Genomic DNA, 12,956 nt, shown 5'->3' on the forward strand with positions numbered 1-12,956 from the left:
GGGGTTAATAAACCCCTATTAACTAAAAGCTCCATAATTCATTAGCTTTTGATAACGTTTATTCAAATAGTTGTCATCGTGTGATATTTCCTCAAAAGCTTTAAGGAAATAAGATTCTATAGCTTTTGCCGCGGATTCCTTGTCTCTATGAGCACCAATAAGTGGCTCATTAATAACATCATCAATTAGCCCACATTTTTTAAGTTCAATAGGCGTAATTTTAAGCGCTTTTGTTGCAGATTCTATTTTTGAAGGATCGTTCCATAATATTGCTGCACAACCCTCTGGAGAGATAACACTAAAAATAGAATATTGCATCATAGCAAGCTTATCTGCCACTGCAATAGCTAATGCGCCACCGCTTCCTCCTTCGCCAATAACAACAGCAATTGTTGGTGTTTTGAGTTTGGCAAATTCTTGCAAATTCCTAGCAATCGCCTCGCTTTGTCCGCGCTCTTCCGCTCCTAATCCGGGATAAGCCCCTTGTGTATCTACAAGCATAAGAATAGGGATATGAAACTTCTCGGCAAGCTTTGCTGCGCGTAAAGCTTTGCGATAACCTTCGGGGCTTGGCATACCAAAATTACGTGCAAGTTTATTTTTTGTGCCTCTTCCTTTTTCTTCACCAATAATCATTGTAGTCTGTTCGCCTATTTTACCAAGAAAACATACGATTGCCTTATCATCTTTAAAATGTCTATCTCCGCTAATCTCATAAGCATCTTTGAGGATAGATTCAATATAATCCATTGCATAAGGACGATCAGGATGACGTGCAAGCTGTAATTTTTGGTAATCACTTATATTAGAATACACACTAGATACTTCTTTCTCAAGCTCTTTTTCAAGAATTGAAATAGCATCATTATCGCCACTTATCATAGCAGATTCTATGTCATCTTGGAGATTTTTAATTTTTTGCTCAAAATCAAGATAGGTTGCCATTATCTTCCCTATTAGATTTTGCTAAATATTACAACGCCATTTGTGCCACCAAAGCCAAATGAATTGCTCATTACAACATCAATTTTCGCCTCACGCGCGTTATTAGGGATATAATCCAAATCACATTCAGGGTCTGGAACTTCTTGGTTAATTGTCGGAGGTAGAATACCCTCTTGCATAGCCATTATAGAAATAACAGCTTCTATTGCACCAGCTGCACCCAAGCAATGCCCAATTTGTCCTTTTGTAGAGCTTATGGGCGGAACAGATTCTTTAGAGCCAAAAGCAGCTTTGAGTGCCATTGTCTCATAAAGGTCATTATAAGCTGTGCTTGTGCCGTGTGCATTAACATAATCTACAGATTTATTTGCCATTTTAAGAGCTGCCTTCATTGCCCTTAAAGCACCCTCACCTTGTGGAGCAGGAGTCGTGATATGATTAGCATCACCACTTTCACCAAAGCCAATAAGTTCTGCATAAATCTTTGCACCGCGTTTTTTGGCACTTTCATATTCCTCAAGCACTAATGCTCCAGCACCTTCACCCATAACAAATCCATTACGTTCTTTATCAAATGGACGCGAAGCTTTCAATGGCTCATCATTTCTATCACTTAAGGCTTTCATTGCTGCAAAACCGCCTATTCCCACAGGACAAATTGAAGATTCTGAACCAATTACAAGCATAGCATCTGCACCATTGAGCATAATGGTTTTTGCTGCTTCGCTAATAGCGTGTGTTCCAGCTGCACACGCTGTAACGCTTGCAAGATTTGGACCTTTAAGTCCATATTCAATAGAGATAAAGCCTCCAAGCATATTTACAAGTGCAGAGGGAATAAAGAATGGATTAATACGGCGAGGACCCTTTTGCTCACAGGCAATGGAATTTTTCTCAATATTACCAAGTCCGCCAATGCCTGCGCCAGAGCTAACACCAAATCGCTCACTGAGTGCCATATTGATGACATTGCCCTCAAGCAATCCACATTCACTCATTGCCTCCCTTGCTGCTTTTAACCCAAGCTGGATAAATCGGTCAGCCTTTTTTACCTCGCGCGGGTCAAGGACTTCTTCAGGATTAAAGTCTGTAATTTCACCGGCAATTTTGACAGGAAAATTTTCTACATCAAAGCAAGAAATTCTTTTAATCCCACATTGTCCATTGACGATAGCTTTAAAAGAGTCGCTTTTGTTTAAGCCTAATGAGTTAATCATTCCTAAACCAGTTACTACTACTCGACGCATTATTATTCCTTTTAATTATAAGGGGTTATAGAATCCAAGCTTTCTAAAGCAGTGGCGGATTCTATAAGGTTTTATACTTTATTTATTTGCTTCAATATAAGCAACAACATCTTTAACTGTTTTGATTTTTTCTGCTTCTTCGTCTGGAATCTCAATAGAGAATTTTTCCTCAAGAGCCATAACAAGCTCAACAACATCAAGAGAATCTGCATTCAAATCCTCAATAAAACGAGATTCTGGCTTTACTTCATTTGCATCAACACTTAATTGTTCAACAACTACCGCCTTTACACTTTCAAATGTATCCATTGTATTCTCCTTGGTTTTAAACTTAAAACTGCCATTATAACAAAGATTTGTTAAATGGCAAACTACATATAAAGCCCACCATTGACCTTTAATACCTCACCTGTAATATAGCTTGAAGATTCTGAAAGCAAAAACGCCACTGCTTCAGCCACATCACTTGCCTGCCCAAAACGTGAGAGAGGAATATTCTTGATATAAGATTCTACTACTTCAGGTTTAAGTTCATTTGTCATATCGCTTTGAATAAAACCGGGTGTAACACAATTAAAGCGCACATTTCGCGGTGCGCCCTCATAAGCAAAAGATTTACTCATTGCAATCATTCCACCCTTACTTGCTGCATAATTTGTTTGTCCCATATTACCACGCTCACCAATAATTGAAGCAATATTTACAACACTTCCAAAACGTTGTTTGCTCATTATTTTTAAAGCTTCTCTACAACCGATAAAACACGATTTCAAATTGGCTTCAATTACGCTCTGAAAATCTTCTACGCTCATACGCAATGCAAGTTTATCATTTGTAATTCCTGCATTATTCACAAGATAGGCTAATTTCTCATCACTTTGTGTAATAACTTTTAACCCATCAACAAATTCTTCTTCCCTGCTTACATCAAACTTAATCACTGCTGCTCTACCGCCATTTGATTCTATTTCCTCTTTTACTTTTTGAGCAAGTTCAGGTTTTGAGCGGTAATTTATCCATACTTTAAGCCCATAGTTTGCCAAAGTTTTAGCAATTTGTGCTCCAATTCCTTTACTCGCGCCTGTAACGAGCACATTTTCTCCATTGAATTTCATTGTATCTCCTTTTTTTACACAATCTTAGCTTATTTTAGCTAATTTTTGTTCATTCTACATTAAAGCTTATGCTATCCATATTCCCATCTTCACCCACAATGACAAGAGAATAACTACGCCGAGTAAGAAATAATTTAAGTGTAGATTGTGTAGAAGTGTGGATAAGTTTTTCATTTAAATACCACGATACTTGTTGATTTTTTAGATTGGCAATGCGGATTATAAGCTCTTGTTGCCCTGAAAAATCTTTAGGCTGAATAATTTTAAGATGATTTGTAGGATAGATAATTTGGAGGCTTTTGTGCTGCCCCAAGAGGTGTTTTTGGATATTGACATTTTGAAGTTTATAATAAGCTAAAACATTAATAGGAAGTTTAAGCACAAGAGAAGGTTTTGCCCAAAGAAAGTCCTTAGAAGTAGAATCCACTTCTTTTCCATTTGCAAGAAAAACTTTTTTCAAAAAAGGCGAGGGTTGCAGAGGTTTAGCTAAAGTAGGAAAAAGAATATTTGAAGTTCCTATTTTGCTCTCCTCAAGCAAATTTTTTAATTCATCATTCACGCCATATCCGCTCAATTTATCCACTTCAATGTTTTTTAACGATTCTGTAGGAAAAGAAAAACTAATGTTATTATCAGGGAGTCCTTCAAGGATTTCAAAAAGCAATGTGCCTGCCGTTTTAACGCCAAAGATATTTGGATTAGGTTTGCCTGTGAAATTTCCAGCCCAAACCACAATGGTGTATTTTGGGCTAGCCCCTGCTGCCCAAGCGTCTTTTCTGCCATAGCTTGTGCCGCTTTTCCACGAAAATGCCATTTTTTCTCTATGATAGTCTAAATCCCCCTCCCTTTGTAATTCTTTGAGCGTTTGAAGTGTAAGATAGGCACTTCCTTTGCTCAAAAAGCGTTTAGTGGGTTTCTTTTGGGTATTTAAAAGTGTATAAAGTTCTCCAAATTCCCCATATTGAGCTAATCCACGATAAAGGCGTGCGATTTGAAGCATATTCATTTCTTTTGAGCCAAGTATAAACGATAAACCATAATGTTGTGCATTACTTGCCTTAAATCCTGCCATATCTTGCAATGTGAAAAAGAATTTTTCATAACCATAATTTTGCAAGAGCTTGACAAAAGGCACATTGAGCGATTTTTGCAAGGCAGTTTGCGCGGGAATTAAGCCTTGATAGGTTTTGCTAGCATTTTGCGGATTAAAATTAGAAAAAAACAAAGGCACATCTACGAGAAAACTTTGAGGTGCGATAAGCCCCTCATCAATACTAAGTGCGTAAAGAAAAGGTTTTAAAAGTGAGCCCACAGAGCGCATTGCACTCACTCCATCAATTTGCCCAAAATTATCAATATCTAAAAAATCTTGCGAACCAACATAACAAAGAATCTCGCCACTCTGTGTATCTACTACAAGTGCAGCGAGGTTTAAAATCCCTTGAGAAAGGAGCTTGTTGTGATATTGTTTGATTGTAGATTCTAAATGAGATTGGAGTGTTTTATCAATCGTAGTAACGATATTGTTTTGCTTTTTTGTAGCAATAAGTTTAAGACTAAGGTGTGGTGCAAGATTGTGATGATGTATCTTGCGCAAAGGAAGAGACTCACTAAGAGCCATAGAGAGAATCTCTTTATCAAAATAGCCTTTCTTGTGGAGTTTAACCAAAAGTGCATCGCGTTTATTTTTGAGAATCTGTGTATTTTTTTTGAGATTAAATAAACCCGGTGCATTAGGTAGCACTGCAAGAAGAGCGGATTCTGCCCAAGTGAGAGAACTAACATCTTTGTTAAAATACAAAAGAGCAGCGGAATGATACCCAATAATATTGCCTCCATAAGGAGCATTATTCAGATACATTTGCAAAATTTCATCTTTACTAAAAGTAGCTTCAAGCGCGAGAGTTTGAAAAAATTCATTGATTTTGTTTGCATAAGTGCGCGGCAGGTTTAAATACAATTTGACTACCTGCATACTAATAGTGCTTCCACCTATGCGTTTTGAGGAGGCAAGGTTATTTTTAGCACTTCGCAAAAGCGCGAATATATCTATGCCAAAGTGTGAATCAAAACGTTTATCTTCATAAGTGAGTACCGCTGTGCGTATTTTATACGGAATAGGTGAGGGAGATTTGAGATGCCATTGTTGCGTGGGCGTTAAAAATACACTAAGGATATGATTATGTCTATCAAGGACACTTTTGCTATATCTAGATTCAAAAAGGTCGCTATGAGGGGAAAGTGTAACATAAAAGCTTACAAATACGCCTATACCATAGATACAAAAAAGTATCACAAGTGCCATAAACAATAAAAATGGCACTTTGAAATAAGTTAAAAAGAATGCTCTTATCACGGAGGTGTTACTACAACAGCCCTAGATTCTGTATTGGCAAGAAAACTATTATCATACATTGCTTCTGCATTTGCAGGGGGCAAGAGATAAGCACCCGGTGTGATAGTGTTGATTTTGACAAAAAGAGTGCGACTTTTTCCATAATAATCTAAAAACCACATAATCTTATCATCGCGTATATCTGTGTAAGTAATATTGTCATTGCGCACAAAATCAGGGAGTTTGTCATCATTTAATCGTGTATTTTCAATTTCCCAACCACTAGGGAGATTTTGGCTAATAGCCACATTATCCACGCTTACACTTTTATCTGCGTTTGTAAGGGTAAGCTTAAGATAAAATGTGCTGCCAGAGGGCAAAGAATCTACATTAATTTCATTTCCTTTTTCATCTACAAAACTTCGCTCTAATGCAATCTTTTTTGCGCTCGGCTTTATATCTTTTTGGAGTAAGATTCCATCCCATACTTGACTAATATAAAGCGGAAAGGCACTTTGTGAAGTGATTTTACCTTTTGTAGTATCAAATGGAATCTTAAGTGTGTCTTTGCCCTCAAAACTTTTGCCATCAAATGTAACACTAAAACTATTTTGAGAATCCACGCCTTGAGGAGGAAGTGTAGCAGCAATAGCAAGAAGCGAATATCCGAGCGTTTGAGTAGAGAACCACTCATCGCCTTCAAGTTGCTGTTGAATATATGTTAAAAGCTCCTTATGTGGGGTTTTATAAATATCTGTATAAGCTTTAAGAATCATTGCATCATCACGCAATGGTGAGCCATAACTAAAGCGATAATATGAATTATCACGTGTTGTGCTTTTGGTAGGGAGATTCTCTGTAATTTTGTGTGCAACCTCTTCAAGTCCAGCAAGCTTATAAGCCGCTGCAAGAAGCCATTTATCTCCTACATCAAGCTTTTTAAAATGATGTTCATAGATATTATTGAGGAGTCCTATTTGTGGGCTTCCAGCAAGAGAAAGTAAATAAAGCGGATAAATTGTAGTGGGCACATCAGTTGTATTTTTTACATAATGAGTTTCATAATGTATCCACGCCTTAAGAATGCTCTCTGGCACATAATATCCTTGTGCCTTAGCAAGCAATAAGAAATGTCCAGCATACGCACTTCCCCAACTATCTGAAGCAGAGCCTCCTTGCCAATAAGCAAACCCGCCATTACTTGTTTGAAATGTAGCTATACGTGCAATGCCAGCATTAATATTTTTTACTATTGTGGGCTTATCAATAAAATTTGCCTTGCTTAAAGTCGTAAGAAAAAGTTGAGGAAGCACACTTGAAGTGGTTTGTTCAATACAACCATAAGGATAGCGTATAAGCCATTTGAGGCGATGGTCAATGCTCATAATAGGCTTATTGCTTACAAGCACATAGCCCATTTGAGAATCTCTAACATATTCTTTTGGATTTTCAAGTGTGAGCGAATCTTTTGATTGCAGGGTAAATTTTTTATTGAGAGTGATATAAGGGTTATTTGGCAAAATATCAATTTCTGTGCGCTCTTGCATACTAAAATCTCCGCTTTTGAGCGCAATATCAATAAAATCTTGCCCTATGCTTTCCTTATCCACTTGGGCTTTAATATGAATGGTTTGGGATTTTTTATCCTTAAAGGTCAGCGTGATGTTATTTGTTTCAAGCTTGATTTTTTCACCACTTGCAAGAGCAAGAGTAGCCTTGCCTACATTATCTTGAGTAGGGAATACCTCAATAGCTAGGGTAAAAGAATCACCGATTTTAAGGCTACGAGGGAGAGTAGGGAGCATTACCACAGGTGCGCTTACCTTCATATCCTTTGAAGCACTCCCATAGGCTTTATCATTTACAGCCACTGCCATAATTCTCACACTCCCCATATAAGCGGGCATAGTATAGTTAAATTGCGCTTTGCCAGATTCATCGCTCATAATGGGTGGTGAGTAAAATGTTACAGGCTTAAAACGTTGGGCTTGGTGCAAGTCTTTACGATTTGCTCCTGCTGTGAGCTCATCTCCTCCAACTTTAAGAATCTGATGTATGTGCCCTATGTCCTTGCCGATGATAAGATTATAATTATCAAAGGCAGAAAGTGCAAGAGCGATTTTTTGATAAAAATATTTCCACGGATTTGGCGAAGCAAAATCTGTTAAATCAAGTAATCCTTCATCAACAATAGCAAGAGTATAGGCAACTTTTTTGCCCTCCTTATTAGAGAGTTTTACTTCAAAGTCAGTATTTGGGCGGATTGATTGGGGAGCATCTATTTCAAGCGTGAGTTTAGAATCCTTATCTTCTACCATAAGTGGCAATACACCATAAAGCCTTTGTGAGCGGTCATTATCAAGTTTGTGATAGTTTTGTAATAAATTGATAGCAACATAAATATTGGGCGCATACGATTTTTTAAGCGGAATTTTAAAACTGCTTTGTGCCTCTTTGGTATGAATCCAAAACCGATCCAACACTTTTTCTTGATTGACAATAGTAATAAGTGCTTGTGCATCGGGCGTGCTTTCAAAATTTATAGTTGCCTCCTCCCCTACGAGATATTGCTCCTTATCGGATTGAACCTTAAGCTGTGTATTTTTTGGAGCTTGTATAGGTTCTCCAGCCTCACTTGCATAAAGGAAAATTGCACTTTTGCTATGATTACTTTCATCTTCTACTTCAATGAAAATCTCTCCTGTTTGAATAGGTTTAAATGTAAGCATAACAGGCTCTGATTTGGAGATAAGTGTGCCACTTTTTAGGAGTTTAGTATTTTTATCTCTCTTAATGGAGTGAGCAAATTCATTGTAATTATCATAATCCCACCACCACGAATAGCTATTTTGATAGATTCTAAAACTAAGGTTATGATGGGCAAGGGGTTTTTGTGTATCACTGGATAGGACGATAATTGGGATTTGAATTTCAGAATCTGCACTGACATAGCGAGGAGGGGATTTAATCCCTACAAAACTATCATAGAGTGCAATATCTATATTTTTTCTTGCACTTACAAATCGCCCACCATTTTCAAAGACTTTTGTTGTAATAAAAGCACGGAGATTTTTGCCTATATCCTCTGTATTTTTTATATTAAAGGAACTTTGCGTATGACCTTTTTCATTGAGTTGCCCCTCTGAGGTATCATTAAAGCTATAATGTAAAGATGAGGGGTGCATAAAAGTATAGCTACTATATGCGGGAGCATAGAAATTTATGCCCTGTATATAAATTTTATTTTCATATTTGAGATTGCTTGCAGGTGCGCCAAAAAGATAATGTGAGTGAATATCAAAGAAGAGGGTATTATCATTTTTCTTAAGTTGCGTGAGATTCATATGTTCCGGACTTGCAACCTCTACTTTAATGCGATTAGGCACGACACTCTCTACTGATATGTTATGCCAAAACTCACTTCCTCCCACCTTAGTTTTCAGTCGCCAAATGCCTGTATCGGCGTTTTTGTCTATTTTAAAATCATAAGCAAAAAGCCCAAATAATTGTTCTTTGAGCGAAAAATCTTCAAGCACTACTTTGCCTTGTGGAGAAGTGAGGCTTATCTGAATAGGGTGTGTTATGGGTTTAGAATCTGTGCGCGCAATGATATTGATATGGGCAGTATCACCGGGACGATACACGCCTCTATCGGTATAAATATAAGCAAAAGTATTTTGATGGGATTGTAATCCTTCTACATCAAAGCCCTCAAGGCTAAGGGGAGCTTTTAGACGCAAAATAGTCGTATCTTCGCCTTTGGTAGCGCTTAGATACATTATTTTTTGCGCAGATTCAAAGTGAGCTAAACCTTGCTCATTGGTAGTAGAGGTGGCAATAGTTTGATTTTTAGGGCTAATGGCATTTATTTTTACTTGAGGCAGAGGTTTATTGCTTGCAATATCAAGGGCGAATACTTCAAGTTTATTATCAATTTGTTGAGCCAAAAGTGCAATATTTGAAAAAATCAAATGCTTCATAATCTTGCCTTGTTGATTGAAAAATTGCTCTTTGCGCCACTGCGAAGTGCCCTCTGGGAAATCATAATCTACCCCATTTTTATCAAAACTAAGCTCTATAATAAATATGCCCTCTTGCTCTTTAAGTGCAGAAAAATCAAGTTGGGTTTGAATCCATTGATTTTTTTGTAGCGCAATATCAAAGCTTTGTTCAAATACCACATCGCCTAATCGTTCAAAATCTGCGTATATTCCGCTCCCTCCACTATATTCATCATCATAATAGTCCTCATCATAGCTATTTGAGGCATTATTATATTTGGTTTCACCAATGAGGTTTTGTTTATAAAGATAAGCTGTGGTGTTGTTTGGATAGATTTTACTTACTTTAAGATTGACTTTTTTAACATTTATGCTTTTAAAGGCAACTTTTTTCTCTGCATTGCTTGGCAAAAATACGCCTTGTTGGGAAAAAGCAAGTGAGGGAGGAATTTGATTAAACACTATATCAGCATCTTTTGGTTTCTCTAAACGTGAGCGGTCAATAGCCATAATCCCCTCTTTAATATGGACTTTGTAGCTTGTAGAGGGATTAAAAGGCGCATTAATCCTCATAATGTTGCCTTGTTTTATAATTTTTGCCTTCACTTGTGGATTTATAGAGACAAAATCTTCCAAGTTGGCATTATCAGCAAGATTTTGGGAAAAATGCACTTGAATATGAGGTGTTTCATCTAAGATCGCTTGAATATCTACTACTTCTAAACCCTCACTTTCACGCACATAACGCAATATCTCATCTTTTTCCAAACCCAAAGCTTTGGCATACAAAGTGAGTTCATAGCTTTTTTCTTTATCATCAAAGGTTAAATTTTGGCTTGTGATAACAAAATCTTTATTTGCTTGTGGAGCAAGAGTAAAATCAATTTCTTTGCCTGTGTCATCTTTAAGAGCAAAGATTGAGCGTAATTCTTTAGAATCTACCGATGAAATACCTGCCGTATTCCCAAGAGCCTTTATTTCTTGAGAAAGCACAATCTGCGCTGATATAAAAAAATTTTTATCATCAATGTAATGAGGAAGAAGTTTGGAGGTTTCTATCTTTGTGGTATCAGTCCGAAGTTCTAGGTTAATGGTATCCTCTAAGAGCGATTGAGCAAGTTTTGCAAGTTTTACATTAAGTGTATAATCTGTATTTGGCTCTAATATACCATTTGGGATAATAAGAAGCTCATAGGGAGATTTAAAACTATATTGTCCAACCACGGATTTTCCATTAAGTGTAACAAATTTATCTTGTTCGGTTAAGTTATAGAGAATACCTATATTTTCGGCATTATCTGATGCGATGGGTTGATTGAAAGTAATAAGTATCTCTGGTGTAGTAGAAATATTTTGAGTATAGCTCTCTACAAATTTATTATCCGAACAAGCAGTAAAAAAAGTCAATGTACAAATAAAATTAAAGAATACAAAAAACTTCCATATATGTTGCAAATAGCGCATTGAACACTCCATTTAGGTAAAAATATCAAAAAAAAAAAAAAAACAGATTTTATACACATAAAACTAAAAATATGCTGTAAAATGTGGCATAAATGCAAAATTATAACAACTTGTGAAACGATAATGTTTGTCCCTAAAAGCAAAGGCAAGAGTATGCGCATTGAGACATAAGTGTGGTGCGCCAAAATAGCTTTCGTATTGATGAGGAGGCAATAGAGGAGATTCAAGATAGAATCTACTATATTCTTCTTTGACACCATAAAGCGGGTCGCCTAAGATTCTATGTCCAATATGAGCGCAATGCAAGCGGATTTGATGAGTTCTACCTGTGAGAGGCACAGCGCGGACAAGAGTAGAATCTGTGGGTGAATGATAGGCTAAAGGATAAAGTTGTGTGCGACTTGGCTTGCCATAGGGACTAATGATACTTTTGATAGATAAATCTGTGCCTTTATGTTTTTGCAAAGCAATAGGCTCATCAATAAGATACTCCTGTGTAAGCTTGCCCTCAACAATAGCATAATAAGTTTTATGAATCTGTCTTGAACTTATGAGTTTTTTTAGTTCTTGCTCACTTTGAGGATTAATCGCACACAACACAAGTCCGCTTGTCTGCTTATCAAGACGATGAATAGTATGAGCAGAGTTACCAAAACGCGATTTGAGAGCATCATTGAGCGAATAATGATAGAATCTGCCTTTTGGGTGTGTAAGGAGATTATGGGGTTTATCATATATACAAAAATCTTCATTGAAAAAAAGTGGCTCAAGTGATATATCACAGGCTTCAAACTCACTTAATTCTACCTGTCCGCAAATAATTTCATTTTTGGTAATGATACGATTATGTTGTTTGAGACGTTTTTTGTCCAAAATTTTTTGAGCTTGCGCTTGCGTATAGCCTCTATGCCGCATAAGAAATAAAAAAGCGGGAGTAGGCTGCGTAATGTGATAAGAATTGGTAACAAAAGGCATAGCTCTCCTTTAAAATATGGGGCATATTGTAATACATTTTGCTTTGCTCTCCCTTTAGGTGTGGCACTTTTATAAAGATTCTATACATTTTCTTTCGTGCGTGGCTTTCAATCTTTAAGTGATTTGAGCATTACATTTTTACACTTTATAAAAAAATCTTAGCATAAAACATTGCTTTTTATGCCCCCCCCCCCGTATCGCTTTATGTTATAACTCTAATGTAAAGATTATTGAGGGAGAGAAATAATGAAAAAGGGTAAAAAATCATTTTTTTGTATCGTTGCAATATGTATGAGTATGTGTGAAGCAAATGCTAGATTGCTTTTTGGCGTAGGAGGATTGAGTATGCCACAAGCAGATATATATACGCAAAATAAAGAAAATAGTAATATCACAAAAAATGAGACTTTAAACTATCAAGGCAGTGGGATAAATATCATAGGCGGAGGATTATATCATTTTGAGAATCTACGTGGATTGAGTGTGCGTGGATATATGTCATTTGATTATCTCAAGGGGAGCGGACATCTCAAAACACTTACAAGAATCGGATTAAATGCAGATGTTATATATGATTTATTTATCACTTCAGACTTTGGCATTGGAGTATTTGTAGGGGGCGAAGCTGCAATAAATAGTATGAATTTTTTAGAAAATGAAGTTGCAAGCACAGGAGGCTTCATCCCTTATGCAAGTGGGGGATTCAGACTTTTGGCTTTGCGTCATCACTCTTTTGAATGTTTTATCAAATATCCTATGAAAAGCTTTACCTTGCAGCGCACACAGACTATTCAGCAAACTACTCATCAGTATCTACGTGATGTGAAGTTTGCTCCTATTTTTGGATTAAGATATGTGATAAGTCTTTAGGGGC

Annotated in this window: 8 protein-coding genes; 1 reads left to right on the top strand and 7 read right to left on the bottom strand. The window is 36.8% G+C overall.

Annotated features, from left to right (window positions below; all coding sequences use genetic code 11):
- Window positions 1–18 precede the first annotated feature (18 nt).
- From accA to OQH61_RS09375, 7 genes are all read right to left on the bottom strand, one after another.
- On the bottom strand, window positions 19–945 hold the full coding sequence (gene accA / locus OQH61_RS09345; RefSeq protein WP_266027164.1) for an acetyl-CoA carboxylase carboxyl transferase subunit alpha: 927 nt from the start codon (window positions 943–945) through the stop codon (window positions 19–21).
- 11 nt (window positions 946–956) lie between these two features.
- The gene (locus tag OQH61_RS09350) at window positions 957–2,192 is read right to left on the bottom strand and encodes a beta-ketoacyl-ACP synthase II (protein WP_266027165.1); all 1,236 of its coding nucleotides are present in this window, start codon (window positions 2,190–2,192) and stop codon (window positions 957–959) included.
- Window positions 2,193–2,270: 78 nt separating this feature from the next.
- Window positions 2,271–2,501, bottom strand: coding sequence for an acyl carrier protein (acpP, locus tag OQH61_RS09355; RefSeq protein WP_011115570.1), 231 nt, complete (start codon window positions 2,499–2,501; stop codon window positions 2,271–2,273).
- A gap of 62 nt (window positions 2,502–2,563) precedes the next feature.
- Window positions 2,564–3,307: a 3-oxoacyl-ACP reductase FabG gene (fabG, locus tag OQH61_RS09360; protein ID WP_266027166.1), complete on the bottom strand. Its 744-nt coding sequence runs from the start codon at window positions 3,305–3,307 to the stop codon at window positions 2,564–2,566.
- Window positions 3,308–3,356: 49 nt separating this feature from the next.
- A complete protein-coding gene (gene pbpC, locus OQH61_RS09365) occupies window positions 3,357–5,612 on the bottom strand; it encodes a penicillin-binding protein 1C (protein WP_266027170.1) in 2,256 nt (751 codons plus the stop codon).
- A gap of 47 nt (window positions 5,613–5,659) precedes the next feature.
- Window positions 5,660–11,107 (bottom strand): alpha-2-macroglobulin family protein, encoded by a 5,448-nt coding sequence (locus tag OQH61_RS09370; protein ID WP_266027167.1) that lies wholly within the window; start codon window positions 11,105–11,107, stop codon window positions 5,660–5,662.
- A 63-nt stretch (window positions 11,108–11,170) separates the two neighbouring features.
- The gene (locus tag OQH61_RS09375; RefSeq protein ID WP_266027168.1) at window positions 11,171–12,082 is read right to left on the bottom strand and encodes a pseudouridine synthase family protein; all 912 of its coding nucleotides are present in this window, start codon (window positions 12,080–12,082) and stop codon (window positions 11,171–11,173) included.
- Window positions 12,083–12,328: 246 nt separating this feature from the next.
- On the opposite strand from OQH61_RS09375, the gene OQH61_RS09380 reads away from it, so the two are divergent.
- On the top strand, window positions 12,329–12,952 hold the full coding sequence (locus tag OQH61_RS09380) for a hypothetical protein (RefSeq protein ID WP_266027169.1): 624 nt from the start codon (window positions 12,329–12,331) through the stop codon (window positions 12,950–12,952).
- Window positions 12,953–12,956 lie beyond the last annotated feature (4 nt).

The sequence above is a fragment of the Helicobacter sp. MIT 21-1697 genome, assembly GCF_026241255.1.
In the GTDB taxonomy this organism is placed as follows: Bacteria; Campylobacterota; Campylobacteria; order Campylobacterales; family Helicobacteraceae; genus Helicobacter_C.